Genomic DNA, 22335 nt, shown 5'->3' on the forward strand with positions numbered 1-22335 from the left:
GGCCGGCCCGGCTGGAGCTCAGCTGGCAGCGCGGGGGCCGCGTGCGATGCCGCGCGCCGGAGCGAACGCCGCCGCGATCTCCCCCGCTCGCACCGCGACATTGGACAGCAGCGACGACGCGAGGCCGTGCGTGTGTTCGACCGAACCGTTGAGGAAGATGTCGCCGGGCGCGCCCGACTTCGCCACCAGCCGGTAGTCCCGGGTGACGGCGGGCCGCCCAGTGGAGTCGAACTCGTAGCGACTGGACAGCTCACCCAAAAAGCCCCGAATATCCAGCGGGGCGTAGCCCGTCGCGTAGATCACCGCATCGCAGTCCAGGGTCTCCTGCTCATGGCTGACCAGATGCGTGATGGTCAGCAGCACGCCACCGGCATATTCCTGGGCCGCAATGGCCTCAGACGCGTTATGGATGATCAGCCGCCGTTCGCCGCTGACCCGTTCGGCGTATTCGCGCGAATAGAGGTCCTCGATCAACTCCAGATCGACCGCCGAGTAGTTGGTGGAGCGGTGATAGTCGAGCAGACGCTTGCGTAGCGGCTCATCGGCCGCATAGAAGTCCTCGACGGCCGACGGGTCGAAAATCCGGTTGGCATAGGGATTGTCGTCGGCCTGGCTGTAGCCGTAGCGGGCGAAAACCGCACGCACCTCGGCATCCGGATATTGCCGATGCAGGTAGCCGACCACCTCCGCGGCGCTCTGCCCGGCACCGACCACCGCGAATCGCCGGAAGGCCGCCTGCCCGAGCCCGGCGAGTCCGTCGAGCAGCTTGTGACTGTGCCACTGTCGTGCCGTCGCGGCCACCCCGTCCGGCAACACGGGCTGCAGGCCGGTACCCAACACCAGTGCCTCCGCCCGGATCACCCAGTCGGAGGCGGTCCGAACCACGAAACCGGTTGCCTCGGCGCCGACTTCGACGACGCGCTGACCGTAACGCACATCGGCCCCATCCTGGGCCGTAACCCGGGCCGCCGCCCACTCCAGATAATCGTGGAACTCCAGCCTGCTGGGAAACAGCGTGTGTCTGCCGATGAATTCGACCAACCGGTTCTGCTCGCTCAGATAGTTCACGAAGGTGAAATCGCTCTGCGCGTTACGCAGTGTGACAAGGTCTTTGAGGAACGGCACCTGCATGCGGGCACCGGGCAACAACATTCCGCGGTGCCAGCCGAATCGTTGCTGCGCTTCGGCGAACACCGCGCGCGCACCGCGCTCGGCGAACGCGATGGCCAGGGCGAGATTAGACGGTCCGAAACCGATGCCGAGTAGATCCGTTCGCTCAGGAGTGGACATGCGCGCGGGTCAGCCGTTCCAGGTACCGTTCGTGCATCATCGACCGATTGATCAGCACCACGAAGTCGGCCATGTCGAAGTCTGGATCGTAAGATGGCTCGCCACAGATCATTCCGCCGACCCGCAGCGATCCCTGCACCATCGGCGGAACCCGCACCCGCCCCGGGTCGGGTAACTCGTCGAGGCTCAAACCGTTGACCCGCACCGGGTTTCGCGGAGTCACTCGGTATTGCGGCGGTGCCGGCCGGACTCGGAACGCCGTGTCCCGGACACCGCGCACCAATGCTCCACGCGGCCCGCCGCCCTCCATCCGGACCGACAAGCACCCGACACCCCACTCGTGGCCGGTGATCTCCTGGTAGCGCAGGATCCCAGCCCACAGCAAACCCATCACCGCGCCGTTGCGATGGTCGGCGTGCACGCTGGCCCGGCCGAGTTCGACCAGGCTGGAACGCAATTCGTTCACACCGCCGATGTCGAAGATCGTGTCGGCGAAGATCCCACCGGCCGCCTTGGCGCCGTCGGGCGGCAGCAACCGGTAGCAACCGACCACCTGCCCGGTCGCGGCGTCCTTCGCCAGCAGGTGGTCGCTGTATGGATCGAATTGGTCGACGTCGATCATCTGCCCGGTCAAAGGCCCGCGGATGGCCTGTGGCAGCGTCGCCCCCATCTCTTCGGCAAAAGTCTGATAGCGCAACCGTTGGGCGGCCTCGATGTCGGCCGGATCCGTCGAGATCACCACGCTGTAGCGGCCGGTATCGGTCGCCGGAATCAGGATCGCGTCACCCAACATGGTATTGCGAAGACTACCCCGCAGCTACGCTCAGCAAATCAGGAATCCGCCGCCGGACCGGACCCGTGCTCCCGCCGCGCGCCGATGCCGATCAGAACCGCGGCGACCACGGCCGCCACAGTTGCGGCGATCGCCGCGGCTGCCAGGGCGGCTTGCATGCCGTCGGCGCTGGCCTGGCGGGCAACGCGCGCGATCGCCGGCAACGCCGGCCGCAGGCTATCCGGCAGGTAGTCGAGTACCCGAAGGCCCGCACCCGCCGACAACCGGTCGACGAGTTGCGCAACGCCGGCCTGGCTGCCGCCGCGTATTGCGCCCAGGCCGTCAGTCGCCGAGTCGGCCGCGTGCCGGCTGAACAGCGCACCCAACCCGGCGACCCCGGCCAGGATGCCAACCTGGCGAACGGTGCTCACCGCGCCGGTTGCCATCCCGGCATCGGCGTCCGGCACGAATTGCAGTGCGATGTCTGACGTCAACGCGAACAACCCGCCCAGCCCGAGGCCGGCCACGATGGAGCCGGCGATGAAGTGGGTCCACTCGGTGTCCGCGGTGACACCGGTCATCAGCCACAGACCGGCCGCGATCAGGATGACCCCGGCGGGTATCGACATCCAGGCCGGGAAGAAGCGGGCGGCGGCCATGGCCAGCGGGGCACCCAGCACGCAGGCGACGGTCAGCGGTAGCGCCCGCAGGCCGGTCTGAAAAGGGCTGTAGCCCAATGTGTTCATCAGGTACAGGGCCAGGTAGTTGGTCGAGGCGATCAGCGTTCCGGCCGCGGCGAAAGCGGCCAGTGACACCCCAGCGAAGCCCGGTCGGCGCACCACCCGAAGATCCAGCATCGGCGCGCCCACCCGCGATTCCCACCAGCCGAAGAACAACAACCCGACCAGACAGCCCGCACCGAGGATCACGATCAGGGGGTCGGTCCAGCCGCGGTGGTTGCCCTCGATCAACACATAAACCCCGGCGAAGAGGGCCGCCGAGAACACAGTCGTGCCGATCAGGTCGAGCGGGCGGCTCTGTGCCGCTTGGGTTTCCGGGACGAAACGCACCGCGAGCGCCAAGGCCAATATACCGATCGGCAGATTGATCAGGAAGATGGATTCCCACCCGAACGCACCCACCAGCGCGCCGCCCAGCAGCGGCCCGACAGCAGCGGCGGCGCCCATCACGCCGCCGTAGATTGCGATCGCGATGCCCCTGCTCCGCTGTTCGGGGAAGGCTGCACCCACCATCGGCAGTGACACCCCGAGCAGCACCGCCCCGCCCGCGCCCTGCACCGCCCGCGCCAGGTTCAGCGAATCGATGCTGCCGGCCAAGGCGCAGCCCGCCGACGCGACCGTGAACACCACCATGCCGATCAGGTAGAGCCGGCGGCGGCCAAGCCGGTCGCCGAGGGTGGCAGCGGTCAGTAGCAGCCCCGCCATCGGCAGCGCGTACGCATCCACTACCCACTGCAGCCCGCTCAGTTCGGCATCCAGCGAGGCCTGGATGTTGGCGAGGGCCGCCGAGACGATGGTCATGTCGAGCAACAGCATGAACACGGCCAGGCAGACGGCGGTCAGGGTCAGCCGCGGATGAACCGAGGTGCCCGGCTCCCCGGCAGACACCGGCTAACCGTCCCTGACGCGGGTCAAGCGATGCAGCAGCCAGGCCAGCGGGATGGTGACCACCAGCGTCGCGACGAACAGGTAAAGCATCGGTCCGGTGTAGACGTGCGCCCGCACGATGTAGACCATCGCGAATTCCATCGTCACCAAGTGGATCAGGAAGATCTCATAGGAGATTTCACCAAGCCATACCATCGGCCGGCTGGCCAGCAGTCGCGAGTACCAGCCGCGATCCCCCAACCCGAGCGGCGCTACCGCCAGCGTGGCGATCACCGCGTAGAAGCAGGTCTTCCACAGCGCCTCGGGCAGCGACGCCGGCGAGGTGGTGGGCGCACCGGCGATCGGGGTGGAAACGATGAAGTAGCAGACGACGGCGAGCGGGATGGCGACCGCCGCGTAGCAACGCACCTCCATCGCTTGCAGCACGGCCAGCAGCATGCCGCCCAGGAACCAGGCCAGATACGTCGGCAGCCACAGCCGTGCGCCGTCGGGAAAGAAGTGGTCGGTGTGCACCAGGACCAGCCAGCCCGGGCTGATCAACGTCAACGCCGAAATCGCGGCCAGCAGCAACTTCGGTTGCCACCGACGCCGGCAGATCAGCACCAGCAGCACGTATGCCAGCAGCGGCAGCACCACGTAGAAGGCCGCTTCGACCGCCAGGCTCCACATCTGGGTCAGGCCCTGGTGCAGATACTTGCCCAGGTAGCCGTCGGTGTAGATCTGGGTCAGGGTGAGGTTGCGGATCAGGCCCAGCAAGCTGTGCCCGGGATTTGGTCCCGCCTCGCGGTAGTGATAGAGCACGTAGGCGAACAGCACGGTGAGGACGTAGGCGGGCATGATGCGCCGAACCCGGTGCCAGGCATAGCGTTTCACCGACGGCCACGGGCTGCCTGTGGCGGCCGATTTAACCCAGGGGCGAAACAGCAGGAAACCGGACAGCACGAAGAAGATCGGCACGCCGATCTCCATGCGGGCACCGACCAGGCCCCAGTAGCCGTGGGTGTACTTGCCGGTGGTGTAGGCGGCGTGGGTACCGACGACCAGCAGGGCGGCGACGGCACGGACGCCGGTCAGCGATGCGACCCGATCGACGTGCGAGGTCTGCTCGAGACCGCCTTGCGCGTCTCGTTCTTCGGAAAGGGTCATCAGCTGTGTTTCCGGCGTGGTCTGCCGCCGGCCTCGCGGGGCGTTCGGCGATTCGGCTTGTCGGAGCTGCGATCGGGCCGCAGATTGATCAGCACACCCGAGATACGGGTTTGCTCAAGCTTTTTCAATGTCGCTGTGGGTAGCTTGACCGGAAGCTCGACCAGGGAGAAGTCGGGGCCGATGGCGATGTGCCCGAAATCGCTTCGGTGCAGACCGCCTTCGTTGGCAATGGCTCCGACGATCGCACCGGGTCCGATCTTGTGCCGTTTACCGACATCGATCCGGTACGTCGTGAAAGGCCTTGTCTGTCTCGGTTTTTCGGGCCGGTCCCGGCGCTGGTCGCGGTCGCGGGAGTCCCGTCGTTCCGGGGGCGGGTCGGGCGCCAGCAGGAACGCCTCGCCGTCGCGGGACTGCAACGCCAGCGCCGCGGCGATGTCGGCCATCGGCACGTCGTGCTCACGTTCGTAGTCCTCGACGAGCCGGCGGAACAACTCGATTCCCGAACCGCCCAGCGCCTCGGTGATGGAATCGGCGAACTTCGCCACCCGCTGGGCGTTGACGTCCTCGACGGTCGGCAGCGGGGTCTCGGTGAGTGCCTGGCGGGTGGCCTTCTCGATTGCCTTGAGCAGGTGGCGTTCCCGCGGCGAGACGAACAACAGCGCGTTACCCGAGCGCCCGGCCCGGCCGGTGCGCCCTATCCGGTGCACGTAGGACTCGGTGTCGTGTGGGATGTCGTAGTTCAGCACGTGCGAGATCCGCTCGACGTCCAGGCCGCGGGCCGCGACATCGGTGGCGACCAGGATGTCCAGCCTTCCGTCACGCAAGGCTGCAATGGTGCGCTCGCGCTGGCCCTGCGGGATGTCACCGTTGATCGCGGCCGCCGAAAGACCCCGGGCGCGAAGGCGTTCGGCCACCTCCTCAGTGGCCTGCTTGGTTCGCACGAAAACGATCATCGCCTCGAAAGGCTCGACCTCGAGCACGCGGGTCAGTGCGTCCATCTTGCGCGGCCCGGCGACCTGGATATAACGCTGCGTAATGTTCTCGGCCGTCGCGGTTTTGGCCTTCGAGGTCACTTCCAGCGGGTCGTGCAGATACTTCGTGGTGATTTTGCGGATGGCCGGCGGCATGGTCGCCGAGAACAGCGCCACCTGCTTGTATTCCGGGGTTTCGGCCAGGATCCGGTCAACCTCTTCGGCGAAACCCATGGTGAGCATCTCGTCGGCCTCGTCGAGCACCAGGTAGTCCACCCTCGACAGGTCCAGCGTCCCGCGTTCCAGATGGTCGATTACCCGGCCGGGGGTCCCCACCACCACCTGTGCGCCCCGGCGCAGGCCCGCCAACTGCACCCCGTAGGACGCCCCGCCGTAGATGGGGAGCACATTGAGCCCTCGCAGGTGCGCCCCGTAGCGGCTGAACGCCTCTGCCACCTGCAGGGCCAACTCACGGGTGGGCGCCAGGACGAGCGCTTGGGTGAGCTTGCTGGTGACGTCGATTCTGGACAGGATGGGCGTCGCGAAGGCCGCCGTCTTGCCGGTACCGGTCTGCGCCAGGCCGACGACGTCCGACCCAGCCAGCAGGGCCGGGATGGTCGCGGCCTGGATGGCGGTCGGCGATTCGTAGCCGACGTCAGCGAGCGCCCGCACCACATCCGGATGAATATGCAGGTCGGCGAAGGTCTCGGGGTGCGTCTCGGACGCGTCATCAAGGTCAGCCATCGGACTTTGAAGTCTAGAGCGTGCCGAAGAGGTGGCCGTGCCTGCGGCACGCGCGGGACGGGCCACGGTACCGTGCCCGGTGTGTGGTTGCCCCCTAGCCATGCCGCGCCACTGGCCGCCTTATCAGCAGTGGCATTGGCCGTGGCGTTAGCCGGATGTGGTTCCGGAGATTCGACAGTTGCCAAGACGCCGCAGGCCACCAAGCCGCCGACAACCGCGCCAAGCACGTCGAACGCGCCGTCCTCGGTAGCTGCCCCGCCCCCGAGCGGCGCCCCGCCGCCTGATCCGTGCGCGGTCAACCTGGCCTCGCCGACGATCGCCAAGGTGGTTTCCGAACTACCGCGGGACCCGCGCAGCCAGCAGCCCTGGGATCCGGAGCCGCTGGCCGGCAACTACAACGAGTGCGCACAGCTGTCGGCGGTGATCATCCGCGCCAACACCAACGGTGGCAATCCGACCACCCGGGCGGTGTTGTTTCACCTCGGGAAGTTCATCCCGCAGGGTGTGCCCGACACTTATGGGTTCACCGGGATTGACCCCTCCCAGAGCACCGGAGACACCGTCGCGCTGACGTCCGCAAATGCCGTTGGCCTGAGCAGCATGGTGAGGCTCCGATGGAACGGCAGCGGGGTCGAGCTGATCGGCAACAGTCGCGGCTGAGTACCGGCTGCTTGTCACACCCCTGCCCTACAGTTGCTGCTGTGTTCGTCACCGACGGCAGGGTCATCTACAGCGCATCGGACCTCGCGTCCGCAGCGCGGTGCGAATACGCCCTGCTGCGAGGCTTCGATGCCAAGCTGGGTTGGGGCCCCGCGGCGCCCACCGATGATGAAATGCTCGTTCGCACTGCGGCTCTCGGCGATGCACACGAACGCCGCCGGCTTGACCGGCTGCGCGCGCAGTTCGGCGGTGAGGTCGTGGTCATCGGCCGGCCCGCCTTCACGCCTGCCGGGCTGACGGCCGCCGCGGCGGCCACTCGGCGGGCCATCGCGGACGGCGCCCCGGTGGTGTACCAGGCGGCGATGTTCGACGGCCGGTTCGTGGGTTTCGCCGACTTCCTGGTCCGCGACGCCGATCGATACCGGGTCACCGACACAAAGCTGGCCCGCTCGGCCAAGGTCACCGCGCTGTTGCAGCTGGCAGCCTACGGTGACGCGCTGACCGCGGCGGGCGTGCCGATCGCCGGCGATGCCGAGCTGGAACTCGGTGACGGCAGGGTGGTGCGCTACCGGCTGGACGAGCTGATCCCGGTCTACCGGTCCCAACGGGCTCGGCTGGAACTGCTGCTCGACGAGCACTATGCGGCAGGGCGCGCGGTGCGTTGGGACGACGAGAGGGTGCAGGCCTGTTTCCGTTGTCCACTGTGCGTGGAGCAGGTGCGGGCGGCCGACGATCTACTACTCGTCGCCGGCATGCGAGTCACCCAGCGGGAGAAGCTGATCGAGGCCGGTATCGGCACGGTCCGGGAGCTCGCCGAGCACACCGGCACCGTACAGACCATGTCGGCCAGCGCATTCGGAAAGCTATCCGCACAGGCCAAGTTGCAAATGCTGCAGCGGGCCACCGGTAGGCCGCAGTTCGAGGTCGTCGACCCGCAACCGCTGGCCCTGCTGCCCGAGCCGAACCCGGGTGACCTGTTCTTCGACTTCGAGGGTGACCCGCTGTGGACCGCAGATGGCCGGCAATGGGGACTGGAATATCTATTCGGTGTGCTGGAGGCCGGACCGTCCGGAGCCTTCCGCCCGCTGTGGGCCCACAACCGCAATGACGAACGCGCCGCCCTCACCCAATTCCTGGCGCTGGTCGCCAAGCGCCGCCGCCGCTATCCCGACATGCACATCTACCACTACGCGCCTTACGAGAAGACTGCGCTACTGCGGCTGGCCGGACGCTACGGCGTCGGTGAAGACGAGGTGGACGACCTGCTCCGCAACGGTGTCCTGGTTGACCTTTATCCGTTGGTACGCAGGAGCGTTCGAGTAGGTGCGGAATCCTTCAGCCTCAAGGCGCTGGAGCCTCTGTATATGGGCGACCAACTGCGCTCCGGTGATGTCACCACCGCCACCGACTCGATCACGTCCTACGCACGGTACTGCGAACTGCTGGCCGAGGACCGCGCCGACGAGGCGACCACCGTCCTCAAAGAGATCGCCGAATACAACCACTACGACTGCCTGTCGACCCGCAAGCTGCGGGACTGGCTCGTCATCCGCGCCTTCGAATCCGGCGTTACGCCGCTGAGCGTGCAACCGGTTCCAAAGCAGGACACCATCAAGGACCAGGACCAGCTCGCATCGTCGTTGCGAAAGTTCACCGGCGACGCGGCCGTCGATGACCGCACTCCCGAGCAGATGGCGGTAGCGCTGGTCGCCGCCGCCCGCGGCTATCACCAACGCGAAGACAAGCCGTTCTGGTGGTCACATTTCGACCGGTTGAACTACCCCGTGGACGAGTGGTCGGACAACACCGATGTTTTCGTCGGCGAGGCGGCCGTCGACGTCGACTGGCACACGCCCCCGCGGGCCCGCAAGCCGCAGCGGCGGGTGCGTCTGACCGGCGAGCTGGCGCGCGGCGACCTCAACAGGCATGTGTACGCGCTGTACGAGCCGCCCGCTCCGCCGTCCATGACCGACGATCCCGAGCGCCGGGCGGCAGCGCACGCCGATGTCATCGAAGTCGACGACCCGAGTTCACCCAGCCAAGCCGTCATCATCGAACGAGCGGGCAAGGACGGCAACACTTTTGACCAGTTGCCTTTTGCGCTCACCCCCGGCGCGCCGGTACCGACGAAGCCGTTGCGGGCATCGATCGAAACGACGGCGCAAGCCGTGGCCGCCGAGTTGCCCCGACTGCCGCGCGCCGCCCTGATCGACCTGCTGCTGCGCCACGCCCCACGCACCCGCCACGGGGCACTGCTGCCGCGCAGCACCGACACCGTCGCGGACATCACTGCGGCAACGCTCAGCCTGGACTCGTCCTACCTGGCGGTGCACGGACCACCCGGCACCGGCAAGACGCACACCGCCGCCCGAGTGATCAACCGACTGGTCACCGCCCATTGCTGGCGTGTCGGTGTGGTCGCGCAGTCACACGCGGTGGTGGAGAACGTTTTGGGCTGCGTGATCGAGGCCGGCCTGGACCCAGCGGTGGTCGCCAAAAAGGGCGGCGATCGGGCCACTGTGCGTTGGCAGCAGATCGACCATACCGCCTACCCGGCCTTCATCGCCGACCATGCGGGCTGCGTAATCGGCGGCACCGCTTGGGATTTCGCCAACGGCACCCGGGTACCACCGGGCAGCCTGGACCTGCTGGTGATCGACGAAGCGGGCCAGTTCTGTCTGGCCAACACCATTGCGGTGGCGCCCGCCGCGCGCAATCTGTTGTTGCTGGGTGACCCGCAGCAGTTGCCTCAGGTCAGCCAGGGCACCCACCCCGAACCGGTCGACATCTCCGCCCTGGAATGGTTGGTCGACGGTCAGCGCACGCTGCCCGACGAACGCGGGTACTTCCTGGACCGCTCCTACCGGATGCATCCCGACGTGTGCGCCGCGGTCTCGGCGCTGTCGTATGAGGGCAGGTTGCATTCCCACACCGCCCAGACCGCGGCCCGCCACCTGGCCGGGTACCGAGCTGGGGTGCAAGTGCTTTCGGTTCGCCACCAGGCGAATTCGATCGAGAGCCCCGAAGAGGCGGCGGCCATCGCGGTCGAGATCGAGCGGATTCTCGACCGCCCGTGGACCGACGAGAACGGCACCCGGCCGCTGAAAACATCGGACGTCATGGTGCTGGCGCCCTACAACGCACAGGTGAAACGGATCCGAGACCAGCTGTCCTCGGCCCACCTGCACGGCGTCCGCGTCGGCACCGTCGACAAGTTCCAGGGTGGACAGGCACCGGTGGTGTTCATCTCCATGACGGCTTCGTCGATCGAGGATGTACCGCGCGGAATCTCATTCCTGCTCAACCGAAATCGGCTCAATGTCGCGATCAGCCGGGCACAGTATGCGGCGGTGATCGTGCGATCGGAAGTGCTGACTCAATATTTGCCCGCTACCCCGGCGGGGCTGGTCGACCTGGGCGCGTTCCTTGCGCTTACCGAGTAAGGGCGACGTCAGCCCGACCAGTGCCAGCCGTCGGAATCGTCGGGATCCGGCTGCCCGTGGTAACCCCCGACCGGGCGATACCGCGGCTCGTCATGCAAGTGCGAGCCGTTGTGGGCCGGCCTGACCGGATCAGACAGCGCGGTGCGCCCGGTCGCCACGGGGGCGGCGACGCGCGCGTAGCGGACCCGCGTCACCACGGGGTCGTCGTCCGCGCCGTCGGGCAGCGAAGGACCGGCGACCGGGTCGCGCTCCAGGATGTATTCGACGTATTCGTCGTCGTCGTAGCCGTCGTCCGGGTCCGCACCAAGCGCGTAGCCGGCCAGGTTGTCCGCGGATCCCTTCGCGCCGACCAAGAACAGCGCGGCGACGATCCCGAACAGCGCGATGAACGCCGGCAGCAGCATCGACTGAGCCATCGCGGCCGAGAACGGCTCGCGCAGGAACTCCGGCAGCTGCAGGCCCGCGTCCTCACTTGCCGAGGTGGCTGAGGTGGCCGCGCCGAGCGGCATCTCGGCGCTGATGCACGCCGTCATGAAGGCGGCCATGCCGGCGCTGCCGAGCACCGCGCCTAGCTGCCGGGTGGCGTTGTAGACCCCCGACCCCGCGCCGGCCTGCTCCGGTGGCAGGTTGCGCGTCGCGGTGGCGGCCAGCGGCGACCAAACGAAGGCCATGCCCACACCCAGCGTGATGAACGGCAGCACCAGCCGCCAGACCGGCGTGCCGGGCTCCAATTCGAACGACAGCCAAGTCATCGAGACCGCCAGCGCCGAGAACCCGAAACCCAGCACCGGCACCGGGTGGGTCTTGTCGATTATCAAGCCGACCAGGGGCGCAAGCAGACCGCTGCTGATCGCCACCGGCGCCAACAGCAGCGCCGAACGGGTGGGCGACAGCCCGCACACCGACTGGGCGTAGAAGGTCAGCGGCAGCATCATCGCCGTCGACGCGAACGAGATGATGCCAACCCCGATGTTGCACAGGCTGAAATCCCGGTCGCGGAACATGTTGAGCGGGACCAGCGGTGCCCGGTGGTTGACCGCCTGCCAGTAGATGAACACCGACATGAAGCCGGCGCCGGCGACGAGCACCGCCCAGATCCACGGCGCCCAGTCGGCCGACTGACCTTCCTGCAGGCCGAACACGAGCAGGAACATGCCCGCCCCCGACAGGGCGACGCCGATCAGATCGAACCGCTGGGTGCGCACCGGCAGTTCCGGGACAAGCCAGATCGCCAACGCCAACGCGAGGACGCCGACCGGCACGTTGACGAAGAAGATCCACTGCCAGCCCAGGCTGTCCACCAGCAACCCACCGGCCAACGGCCCGACCAGGCTGGCGACGCCCGCGGTGGCGCCCCACATGCTCATTGCCGACCCCCGGCGCTGGGCCGGGAAGATCCGGGTGATCGTCGACAAAGTCTGGGGGGTAAGGACTCCCGCGCCGATGCCCTGCACCACCCGTGCCGCGATCAGCATGCCCGCGCTGCCCGACAGCCCGCACCACACCGACGCGAGGGTGAAGACCACCAGCCCGATCAGGTACAGGTTCTTCGGGCCGAACCGGTCACCCAGCCGCCCGGCGATTAGCAGTACCACCGCGTACCCCAGTAGATAGGCGCTGGTCACCCAGACCACGGTGCTGTAATCGATCCGCAGCGCGGTCATGATCGTCGGATTGGCAACGGCGACGATGGTCGAGTCGAGCATGATCATGAAGAAGCCGAGCATCATCGCCCAGAGCGCGGCCCACGGCTTCCCGGCAAGGCCGTCACCGGCCGCCCGACTGCTCATGTACCGCACCGCACGCATTATTCCCGTTTGCTGATCGGCCGCGCTCTTCGGCCGCACGGAAAGCGCCGTCGCAGCCGGTTTGGGGGAAGGCCTTCGGGCCGGCACGAATTTTGCTGGACGCGCGTTAGCCTGAAGAGAAGCCATCCCCAAGAGAGGCACCATGAGCGCTCGACGAAACAAGTCGCTACCCGACTCGCAGGAGGCCGGCGGCAACGGCAAGCCCAAACGGTCGACCCGGGCTCTGGCGCAGGTCATCGAACGCAGTTCGCGCGTTCAGGGCCCGGCCGCCGAGGCCTATGTGGCGCGGTTGCGCCGCGCGCACCCCGCCGCCAGCCCGGCCGAGATCGTCGGCAAGCTGGAGAAGCGCTTCCTGCACGTGGTGACCGCCAGCGGCGCCGCGGTCGGCGCCACCGCGACGTTGCCCGGTATCGGCACGGTGGCCGCATTGTCCGCGGCCGCCGGTGAGACCGCGGTGTTCCTGGAAGCCACCGCGCTGTTCGTGTTGGCGTTGGCTTCGGTGTACGGCGTTCCCCTCGATCATCGGGAGCGGCGCCGCGCGCTGATCCTGGCGGTGCTGGTCGGGGACAACAGCAAGACAGCGGTGGCCGAACTGATCGGCGGCGGGCGCACCACCGGCGGCTGGGTGTCGGAAAGCATGGCTTCGCTGCCGCTTCCCGCGGTCTCCAAGCTCAACACCCGGATGTTCAAGTACTTCGTCAAGCGCTTCGCCCTCAAGCGCGGGGCATTGATGTTCGGCAAGCTGATGCCGGCCGGCATTGGAGCGATCATCGGCGCGATCGGAAACCGCATGGTCGGCAAGCGGCTGCTGCGCAACGCCCGATCCGCGTTCGGCCCGGCGCCGGCACGCTGGCCGGTCACCCTCCACCTGCTGCCCAGCGTGCAGGACGCCAGCTAGTTGGTCTTGCTGGCGAACGGCGGTCGAAGCGCTAGCCTTTATGGGTCCGAACTGACGGTGTGAGGCGCGCCCCGGTTTCGGGATTGCAGGACTCGAGACGAACAGAAGAATTGAGGCGAACAGCGGCCGTGGCCAACATAAGTTCACCATTCGGGCAAAACGAGTGGCTGGTCGAGGAGATGTACCGCAAGTTCCGCGACGATCCCTCATCGGTCGACCCGAGCTGGCACGAGTTCTTGGTCGACTACAACCCCGAACCGGGCGGCGACTCGGGGCAGGCCGAATCCAAGCCCGCCCCCAAGGCCGAGCCTGCCCCGAAGCCCGCGGCGGCCGCCGTTGCAGAGAAGCCCGCGCCGCCCGACCCCGTCAAACCCGCCAAGTCGACCGCGGCCGGAAACGGAGCTCCCGAGCCGGTGGCAAAGCCTGCCAAGGCGCCCACTCCCCCGCCCGCCGAGGGCGACGAGGCGCAGGTGTTGCGGGGCGCGGCGGCGGCGGTCGTCAAGAACATGTCGGCCTCGCTGGATGTGCCGACGGCGACCAGTGTGCGTGCCATCCCGGCCAAGCTGCTGATCGACAACCGGATCGTCATCAACAACCAGCTCAAGCGGACTCGTGGCGGCAAGATCTCGTTCACCCACCTGCTTGGCTACGCGCTGGTGCAGGCGGTCAAGAAATTCCCGAACATGAACCGGCACTTCGCCGAGGTGGACGGAAAGCCGAACGCGGTCACCCCGGCGCACACCAATCTGGGCCTGGCCATCGACCTGCAGGGCAAGGACGGCAAGCGTTCACTGGTCGTGGCCGGCATCAAGCGGTGTGAAGAGCTGCGGTTCGCCGAGTTCGTCTCCGCCTATGAAGACATCGTGCGGCGTGCCCGCGACGGCAAGTTGACCGCCGAAGACTTTGGCGGCGTGACGATTTCGCTGACCAACCCCGGGACCATCGGCACCGTGCACTCGGTGCCGCGGCTGATGGCCGGCCAAGGCGCAATCATCGGTGTCGGCGCCATGGAGTACCCCGCCGAGTTCCAGGGGGCCAGCGAGGAGCGGATCGCCGAACTCGGAATCGGCAAACTGATCACCCTGACGTCGACCTATGACCACCGGATCATCCAGGGCGCGGAATCAGGCGACTTCCTGCGCACCATCCACCAGATGTTGTTGTCCGACGCATTCTGGGACGAGATCTTCCACGAGCTGAGCATCCCGTACCTGCCGGTTCGCTGGAGCACCGACAACCCGGACTCCATCGTCGACAAGAACGCCCGCGTGATGAACCTGATCGCGGCCTACCGCAACCGCGGCCACCTGATGGCCGACACCGACCCGTTGCGCCTGGACAAGACGCGGTTCCGCAGCCACCCCGATCTCGAGGTGCTCACCCACGGACTGACCCTGTGGGACCTGGACCGGGTGTTCAAGGTCAACGGCTTCGCCGGGGCCGAGTACAAGAAGCTGCGCGACGTGCTCGGGTTGCTGCGCGACGCGTACTGCCGCCACATCGGTGTGGAGTACACCCACATCCTCGACCCCGAACAACTGCGCTGGCTGGAAGAGCGGGTCGAGACCAAGCACGTCAAACCGACTGTGGCGCAACAGAAGTACATCCTGAGCCGGCTCAACGCCGCGGAGGCCTTCGAAACCTTCCTGCAGACCAAATACGTTGGGCAGAAGCGGTTCTCGCTGGAAGGCGCGGAGAGCGTCATCCCGATGATGGACGCCGCGATCGACCAGTGCGCCGAGCACGGCCTGGACGAAGTGGTGATCGGGATGCCACACCGCGGCCGGCTCAACGTGCTGGCCAACATCGTCGGCAAGCCTTACTCCCAGATCTTCAGCGAGTTCGAGGGCAACCTGAACCCGTCGCAGGCGCACGGCTCCGGCGACGTGAAGTACCACCTGGGCGCGACCGGCGTGTACCTACAGATGTTCGGCGACAACGACATTCAGGTGTCGCTGACTGCCAACCCGTCGCACCTGGAAGCCGTGGACCCGGTGCTCGAAGGCCTGGTGCGAGCCAAGCAGGATCTGCTCAATCACGGCTCGAGCGACACCGACGAGGCGAAGGCATTCTCCGTCGTGCCGCTGATGCTGCACGGGGACGCGGCATTCGCCGGCCAGGGCGTGGTCGCCGAGACGCTGAACCTGGCCAACCTGCCGGGTTACCGCGTGGGCGGCACCATCCACATCATCGTCAACAACCAGATCGGGTTCACCACCGCTCCCGAGTACTCCCGGTCCAGCGAGTACTGCACCGACGTGGCCAAGATGATCGGCGCGCCAATCTTCCATGTCAACGGCGACGACCCCGAGGCGTGCGTGTGGGTGGCGCAGCTGGCTGTGGACTTCCGGCAGCGGTTCAAGAAGGACGTCATTATCGACATGCTGTGCTACCGCCGGCGTGGCCACAACGAGGGTGACGACCCGTCGATGACGAACCCCTACATGTACGACGTCGTCGACAACAAGCGCGGCGTCCGCAAGAGCTACACCGAAGCCCTGATCGGCCGCGGCGACATCTCGCTCAAAGAAGCTGAGGACGCACTGCGCGACTACCAGGGCCAGCTGGAACAGGTCTTCAACGAGGTCCGCGAGCTGGAGAAGCACGGCGTCGGGCCCAGCACATCGGTGGAAGCCGACCAGATGATTCCGGCGGGCCTGGACACCTCGGTGGACAAGGCGTTGCTGGCCCGGATCGGCGACGCTTTCCAGGCGCTCCCCGAAGGGTTCACCGCGCACTCACGTGTCCAGCCGGTGCTGGACAAGCGGCGGGAGATGGCTTATGAGGGCAAGATCGACTGGGCGTTCGGCGAGCTGCTGGCGCTCGGCTCGCTGGTCGCGGAGGGCAAGCTGGTCCGGTTCTCCGGGCAGGACACCCGCCGCGGCACCTTCTCGCAGCGGCATTCGGTGATCATCGACCGCAGCACCGGCGCGGAGTTCACGCCCCTGCAGTTGCTGGCGGTCAACAAGGACGGCAGCCCGACCGGCGGCAAGTTCCTGGTGTACGACTCGCCACTGTCGGAATACGCGGCCGTGGGCTTCGAATACGGCTACACGGTAGGCAATCCGGACGCCGTGGTGCTGTGGGAGGCGCAATTCGGCGACTTCGTCAACGGCGCGCAGTCGATCATCGACGAGTTCATCAGCTCCGGCGAGGCCAAGTGGGGCCAGCTGTCCACCGTCGTGCTGCTGCTGCCGCACGGGCACGAGGGGCAGGGCCCCGACCACACCTCCGGCCGCATCGAGCGGTTCCTGCAACTGTGGGCCGAGGGTTCGATGACCATCGCGATGCCCTCCACCCCGGCCAACTATTTCCACCTGTTGCGCCGGCACGCCATGGACGGCGTGATGCGCCCGCTGATCGTCTTCACCCCGAAGTCGATGTTGCGCAACAAGGCCGCGGTGAGCGACATCAAGGAGTTCACCGAGATGAAGTTCCGCTCGGTGATCGAGGAGCCGACCTACGACGAGGGCGACGGCGACCGCAGCAAGGTCACCCGAATCCTGTTGACCAGCGGCAAGATCTACTACGAGCTGGCGGCCCGCAAGGCCAAGGACAAGCGGGATGACATTGCGATCGTGCGCCTGGAACAGCTCGCGCCACTGCCGCGGCGCCGGCTCGACGAGACGCTGGACCGCTACGACAACGTCAAGCAGTACTTCTGGGTGCAGGAGGAACCAGCCAATCAGGGCGCGTGGCCGACGCTGGGCCTCACCCTGCCCGAGGTACTGCCCGACAAGCTGAGCGGGATCAAGCGGATCTCGCGGCGCGCAATGTCCGCGCCGTCGTCGGGTTCGTCCAAAGTGCATGCGGTGGAGCAGCAGGAGATTTTGGACACGGCTTTCGCTTAGCGGTTGCAGCCCCGCCCCGTTCGCATCCGCGAGCGCGCGTGCCTGCACGGCGACGCGTTGGGTGGCCTGCAGCGGGCCCTCGTGCGGTGACCAGCCGGCGCCACCGGCGGTCCGGCTAGCCTCGATCACGATCGCAAGACAAGGGAGGGCTTTCATGGAGGGTTTCGCCGGAAAGGTCGCGGTGATTACCGGCGCCGGATCAGGCATCGGTCGGGCGCTGGCCATCGAGCTGGGGCGCTCGGGCGCCAGCCTGGCCATCAGCGACGTCGACACCGAAGGGCTCAAAGAGACCGAGGAGAAGCTCAAGGCCATCGGCGCGCCGGTCAAGGCGGACCGGCTCGATGTCACCGAACGCGAGTCCTTCGTCGCCTACGCCGACGCGGTGAACCAGCACTTCGGCAAGGTGAACCAGATCTACAACAACGCCGGCATCGCACACAGCGGCGACATCGAGCTCTGCCACTTCAAGGACATCGATCGGGTGATGGACGTCGACTGGGGTGGCGTGCTGAACGGGACCAAGGCGTTCCTGCCGTACCTGATCGAGTCCGGCGACGGACACGTCATCAACATCTCCAGCGTCTTCGGCTTGTTCTCGGTGCCGGGACAGGCGGCGTACAACGCTGCCAAGTTCGCCGTCCGCGGCTTCACCGAGGCCCTGCGGCAGGAAATGATCGCCGCCGGCCACCCGGTCGGCGTGACCACGGTGCACCCTGGCGGCATCAAGACGGCGATCGCGCGTAATGCCACCGCCGTCGAGGGCCTCGACGCGGCGGAGATGGCCAAAGCGTTCGACAAGAAAATGGCCCACACCAGCCCCGAACGAGCCGCTCAGATCATCCTGGGCGCGGTGCGTAAGAACAAGGCCCGGGTGCTGGTCGGAGCCGACGCCAAGGTCTTGGACATCGCGGTTCGGTTGACGGGTTCCGGATACCAACGGGTGCTCGTGCCCGCGCTCACGCGCTTGCTACCGCCCTCACAGCGCTGAGGCGCCGTAAATGAGACCACCGGTACCGGTTAACCTCTCTATCGAGGCAACACGAGGGAGAAGGTGGTCATGGAGGGGTTCGCCGGCAAGGTAGCCGTCGTCACCGGGGCAGGTTCGGGCATCGGCCAGGCGCTCGCCCTTGAGTTAGGAAAGTCCGGTGCCAGCCTGGCGATCTGCGACATCGACCTCGAAGGTCTGGCCGAAACCGAACAGCAGCTCAGGGCGATCGGCGCACCGGTCAAGGCGGACCGGCTCGATGTGACCGAACGCGAACGCTTCCTGGCCTACGCCGACGAGGTGGCCGAGCACTTCGGCAAGGTCAACCAGATCTACAACAATGCCGGCATCGGCCACACCGGTGACGTCGAAGTCGAACAATTCAAAGACATCGAGCGGGTGATGGACGTCGACTTCTGGGGCGTCGTCAACGGCACCAAAGCATTCCTGCCGCACCTGATCGCCTCCGGCGACGGGCACGTGATCAACATCTCCAGCGTGTTCGGATTGTTTTCTGTCCCAGGCTATTCCGCGTACAACTCGGCCAAGTTCGCCGTCCGCGGCTACACCGAGGCGCTGCGCCAGGAGATGCGGCTGCACGGCCACCCGGTCGGAGTGACCACGGTGCACCCGGGCGGCATCAAGACCGCGATCGCCCGCAACGCCACGGTGGCCGAAGGCCTGGACCGCGACGAGCTGGCCCAGCTGTTCGACAAGCGGCTGGCCAACACCAGCCCCAAGCGGGCCGCCAAGATCATCCTGCAGGCCGTGCGTAAGAACAACGCCAGAGTGCTGGTAGGCCCGGACGCCAAGGCGCTGGACCTGATGGTCCGGATCGCCGGGTCTGGTTATCAGCGGATCACCGAGCTGTTCATGAGCCAGCTGGTGCGCAAGAACCACTGACCTTCAACGCCCCAGTGGGTGCTCCGCCAGCCAGCCGTCGGCCACCACCTGCGGGGCGGCGCCCTCGCCCACCTTGCGGCGCATGTTCGCCAGCGTGGCGGTGTCGAGCACCCCGGCGACCTCGTTGATCGCCAGCAGCTGGCGGGTGCGCAACGCGTTGCGGCGATACAACGGCACCACGTTCTCGGCCTGAATGAGCGCGGATTTGCTGCTGTCGGCCAGCGCGATCAGGTCTGACGGTATGCCCGGGTCAGCGGTGGTGGCCCAGGCCGCCGTCACCTCGCCGGTCCTCAGTGCCGCGAATAGCGTTGCGTCATCCGGGAATTCGCGCGGCACCGGCATCCGGCAGGAACCCACCGTGGCGGGGGGCCGCCAACCCCGGACGATGCCCACGGTCAATCCGTCGCAATGCCCGGGCAACAGGCTCAGATCGCTGCCACCCCAAGCCCCCGAGGTCGTCGGCGTCACCACCACCGTCGGTTTGTCCTCGGCGGCGGTCGCGTAGTCGCCGGCGGCCACGCCCTCGGGAAGCGCCGCGTTCATCGCCTGGTACACCTCTTTGTCGGACAACGCCGTCGCGCCGGGCTGCAGGCTGCGCAGCGTCGTGCCGGTGTAGGCGGGGACGACCATGAAATCACCCGCGTCCAATTTCTTAATCGGGTTCTCGGCGGTGTCGGCCCGCGTGGGAAACCCGTACGACCGCAGGGCCGAAACATACACGGCCGCAAGCAGTCTCGCATCGGCGCCCGGAGTGGATCCGACCACCAACTCGGGCTGGCGGTCCGCCGACGAGCAACCGGCCAGCACCAGCACCGCGCTGAGCACCGCGGCGGCCAGCCTGCCGATGTTCACTCCCAGTCGGAGGATTCCGCGGCCAGCGCCACCGCCCTGGCGACCGCGACGCCGACGCGCCGGTCCAGTGGACTCGGTACGATCCGGTCGATCGCCAGGTCGTCGCTGGCCACCGAGTAGATCGCCTCGGCGGCGGCCACCATCATCTTCTCGGTGATCCGGCGCGCCCCGACGTCCAGCGCACCCCGGAAAATCCCTGGGAACGCCAGCACATTGTTGATCTGGTTGGGGAAGTCGCTGCGACCGGTGGCCACCACCGCCGCATGCCTGGCCGCCACCTCGGGATGGATCTCCGGGTCCGGGTTGGACAGCGCGAACACGATGCCGCCGGGCGCCATGGTGGCGATCAACTCTTCGGGGACCACTCCCCCGGACACCCCGAGGAACACGTCCGCGCCGTCGAGCGCCTCGACCAGGCCGCCCGTGCGACGATCAGGGTTGGTGCGCCGCGCCAGGTCCATCTTGACGTTGTTCATGTCGTCCCGGCCGGTGTGCACGATGCCGCGGGAGTCAAGCACCGTGATGTCCGGAACACCCATCGCCAGAAGCAGTTTGGCGCACGCGACGCCGGCCGCACCGGCACCGGAGACCACCACCCGCAGCGAGGACATGTCCCGGCCGATCACCTTGGTGGCGCCCATCAGCGCCGCGAGCGCGACCACCGCCGTACCGTGCTGGTCGTCGTGCATCACCGGGCAGTCCAGCGCCTCGATGACCCGCCGCTCGATCTCGAAGCAACGCGGCGCCGAGATGTCCTCGAGGTTGACGGCGCCGAACGTCGGACGCAGCCGCACCAGCGTTTCGACGATTTCGTCGGGATCCTTGGTGTCCAGCACGATCGGAATTGCGTTCAGCCCGCCGTATTCCTTGAACAGCGCGCACTTGCCTTCCATCACCGGCAGCGACGCCGCCGGCCCGATGTCCCCGAGGCCGAGGACGGCGCTGCCGTCGCTGACGACCGCGACCAACCGGTTCGCCCAGGTGTAGCGGGCGGCCAGGGTGTGGTCGGCGGCGATCGCGCGGCTGACCTGGGCCACGCCCGGTGTGTAGGCGATGGACAACGAGTGCTGGGTGTCCAGCGGTGCCGTCGGGCCTACGGACAGCTTCCCGCCCACGTGCGCGTCGAAGATCTCCTCGTCGGTGATCACGACCTGCGCATTCGACTCACGGTCGCGCTCCGTTGCTTGAAGCATTTGTGACACGGCCCCCAGGGTACTGGCCGGTCCGAACTGCCCCTAATCTGCTAGATCAGGCCCAGTTCGGTGACGGCATTGCGTTCGTCGACCAATTCGGCGGTGGTGGCATCAATGCGGCCGCGGGAGAACTCGTCGATCTCGAGTCCCTGCACGATCGACCACTTGCCGTCCTTGGTGGTCACCGGGAACGAGGAGACGATGCCCTCGGGCACTCCGTAGGAGCCGTCGGAGAAGACGGCCATCGACACCCAGTCGCCGTCCGGGCTGCCCAGCAGCCAGGAGCGGGCGGCGTCCACGGTCGCCGACGCGGCCGAGGCCGCCGAGGAAGCGCCGCGCGCGTCGATGATGGCGGCGCCGCGCTTTGCGACGGTCGGGATGAAGTCGTTCTCGATCCAGTCCTGGTCGTTGACCACCTCGGCGGCGTTCTTGCCGCCGATCTCGGCGTGGAAGATGTCGGGGTACTGGGTGGCCGAGTGGTTGCCCCAGATGGTCACCTTCTTGATGTCGGTGACGGCCGCGCCGGTCTTCTTGGCCAGCTGCGAGATGGCCCGGTTGTGGTCGAGGCGGGTCAGCGCCGAGAACCGCTCCTTCGGGATGTCCGGGGCGTTGCTCAGCGCGATCAGCGCATTGGTGTTGGCGGGGTTGCCGGTGACGCCGATCCGGACGTCGTCCGCGGCGACCTCGTTGAGCGCCTTGCCCTGGGCGGTGAAGATGGCTCCATTGGCTTCCAGCAGGTCGGCGCGCTCCATGCCCTTACTGCGCGGACGGGCGCCCACCAGCAGAGCCAGGTTCACGCCGTCGAAGATCTTGTTGGCATCCGCACCGATCTCGACGTTCGAGAGCAACGGGAACGCGCAGTCGTCGAGTTCCATCACGACGCCCTCGAGCGCCTTGAGGGCGGGCTCGATTTCGAGCAGACGCAGTTCGATCGGACGGTCCGGGCCCAGCAGTGAGCCGCTGGCCAGGCGGAACAACAGGCTGTAGCCGATCTGGCCGGCCGCACCGGTGACGGCGACCTTGAGAGGACTTGCGCTCACGTCGGTTCTGCTCCTTAAAGATCTTTTGGGTTCCGGGACGAAACTAGCGCACCGTCGACGCTGGGAAATTTTCGGTCCGCTGCGCAGCTGCGAATTACCTGCTGACCGCCACATCGAGCCCCTCGATGTGGTCGCAGGGCGCGTACCATTG

At 67.1% G+C, this 22335-nt stretch carries 15 protein-coding genes; 6 read left to right on the forward strand and 9 right to left on the reverse strand.

Features of this window, described 5'->3' with window-relative positions; translation table 11 throughout:
- Window positions 1-18 precede the first annotated feature (18 nt).
- The 5 genes from A5645_RS13805 to A5645_RS13825 are packed head-to-tail and all read right to left on the reverse strand — an operon-like array spanning window position 19 to window position 6551.
- Complete coding sequence (locus tag A5645_RS13805; RefSeq protein ID WP_065129902.1) at window positions 19-1290, reverse strand: lysine N(6)-hydroxylase/L-ornithine N(5)-oxygenase family protein; 1272 nt, start codon at window positions 1288-1290, stop codon at window positions 19-21.
- Window positions 1277-2083, reverse strand: a complete 807-nt coding sequence (locus tag A5645_RS13810) for a GNAT family N-acetyltransferase (protein ID WP_065129903.1) — start codon at window positions 2081-2083, stop codon at window positions 1277-1279. The genes A5645_RS13805 and A5645_RS13810 overlap by 14 nt, the downstream gene beginning before the upstream one ends.
- Before the next feature lie 38 nt (window positions 2084-2121).
- Complete coding sequence (locus A5645_RS13815; protein ID WP_081288345.1) at window positions 2122-3651, reverse strand: DHA2 family efflux MFS transporter permease subunit; 1530 nt, start codon at window positions 3649-3651, stop codon at window positions 2122-2124.
- A 42-nt stretch (window positions 3652-3693) separates the two neighbouring features.
- On the reverse strand, window positions 3694-4836 hold the full coding sequence (locus A5645_RS13820; RefSeq protein WP_065037764.1) for an acyltransferase family protein: 1143 nt from the start codon (window positions 4834-4836) through the stop codon (window positions 3694-3696).
- Window positions 4836-6551 carry a DEAD/DEAH box helicase gene (locus A5645_RS13825; RefSeq protein WP_065129904.1) on the reverse strand — a complete coding sequence of 572 codons (1716 nt, stop codon included), beginning with the start codon at window positions 6549-6551 and terminating at the stop codon, window positions 4836-4838. The genes A5645_RS13820 and A5645_RS13825 overlap by 1 nt, the downstream gene beginning before the upstream one ends.
- 72 nt (window positions 6552-6623) lie before the next feature.
- Between A5645_RS13825 and A5645_RS13830 the strand changes: the two genes are divergently transcribed.
- Window positions 6624-7211, forward strand: coding sequence for an LppP/LprE family lipoprotein (locus A5645_RS13830; protein ID WP_065129905.1), 588 nt, complete (start codon window positions 6624-6626; stop codon window positions 7209-7211).
- Between the two features lie 41 nt (window positions 7212-7252).
- The gene (locus A5645_RS13835) at window positions 7253-10654 is read left to right on the forward strand and encodes a TM0106 family RecB-like putative nuclease (protein ID WP_065129906.1); all 3402 of its coding nucleotides are present in this window, start codon (window positions 7253-7255) and stop codon (window positions 10652-10654) included.
- An 8-nt stretch (window positions 10655-10662) separates the two neighbouring features.
- Here the strand turns inward: A5645_RS13835 and A5645_RS13840 are convergent, their stop codons facing one another.
- Entirely contained in the window at window positions 10663-12444 is a 1782-nt protein-coding gene (locus A5645_RS13840; protein WP_253867001.1) for an MFS transporter, read from the reverse strand.
- Between the two features lie 160 nt (window positions 12445-12604).
- On the opposite strand from A5645_RS13840, the gene A5645_RS13845 reads away from it, so the two are divergent.
- The 4 genes from A5645_RS13845 (at window position 12605) to A5645_RS13860 (ending at window position 19099) form a co-directional block, all read left to right on the forward strand.
- Window positions 12605-13360 carry a hypothetical protein gene (locus A5645_RS13845; protein WP_065037759.1) on the forward strand — a complete coding sequence of 252 codons (756 nt, stop codon included), beginning with the start codon at window positions 12605-12607 and terminating at the stop codon, window positions 13358-13360.
- 128 nt (window positions 13361-13488) lie between these two features.
- Entirely contained in the window at window positions 13489-17211 is a 3723-nt protein-coding gene (locus A5645_RS13850; protein ID WP_065129908.1) for a multifunctional oxoglutarate decarboxylase/oxoglutarate dehydrogenase thiamine pyrophosphate-binding subunit/dihydrolipoyllysine-residue succinyltransferase subunit, read from the forward strand.
- A 154-nt stretch (window positions 17212-17365) separates the two neighbouring features.
- Window positions 17366-18199 (forward strand): SDR family NAD(P)-dependent oxidoreductase, encoded by an 834-nt coding sequence (locus tag A5645_RS13855; RefSeq protein ID WP_065129909.1) that lies wholly within the window; start codon window positions 17366-17368, stop codon window positions 18197-18199.
- 69 nt (window positions 18200-18268) lie between these two features.
- Window positions 18269-19099 carry an SDR family NAD(P)-dependent oxidoreductase gene (locus A5645_RS13860; protein ID WP_065037779.1) on the forward strand — a complete coding sequence of 277 codons (831 nt, stop codon included), beginning with the start codon at window positions 18269-18271 and terminating at the stop codon, window positions 19097-19099.
- A gap of 3 nt (window positions 19100-19102) precedes the next feature.
- Here the strand turns inward: A5645_RS13860 and A5645_RS13865 are convergent, their stop codons facing one another.
- Genes A5645_RS13865 through A5645_RS13875 form a run of 3 tightly spaced genes read right to left on the reverse strand, consistent with a single transcriptional unit; the run spans window position 19103 to window position 22184 of the window.
- Window positions 19103-19951, reverse strand: coding sequence for a glycine betaine ABC transporter substrate-binding protein (locus A5645_RS13865; RefSeq protein WP_065129910.1), 849 nt, complete (start codon window positions 19949-19951; stop codon window positions 19103-19105).
- Window positions 19948-21144 carry an NAD(P)-dependent malic enzyme gene (locus A5645_RS13870; protein WP_436405499.1) on the reverse strand — a complete coding sequence of 399 codons (1197 nt, stop codon included), beginning with the start codon at window positions 21142-21144 and terminating at the stop codon, window positions 19948-19950. The genes A5645_RS13865 and A5645_RS13870 overlap by 4 nt, the downstream gene beginning before the upstream one ends.
- Window positions 21145-21194: 50 nt before the next feature.
- The gene (locus A5645_RS13875; protein ID WP_065037754.1) at window positions 21195-22184 is read right to left on the reverse strand and encodes a malate dehydrogenase; all 990 of its coding nucleotides are present in this window, start codon (window positions 22182-22184) and stop codon (window positions 21195-21197) included.
- Between the last annotated feature and the right edge of the window lie 151 nt (window positions 22185-22335).

Origin of the sequence: Mycobacterium asiaticum (assembly GCF_001673635.1) — a bacterium.
In the GTDB taxonomy this organism is placed as follows: domain Bacteria; phylum Actinomycetota; class Actinomycetes; order Mycobacteriales; family Mycobacteriaceae; genus Mycobacterium; species Mycobacterium asiaticum_C.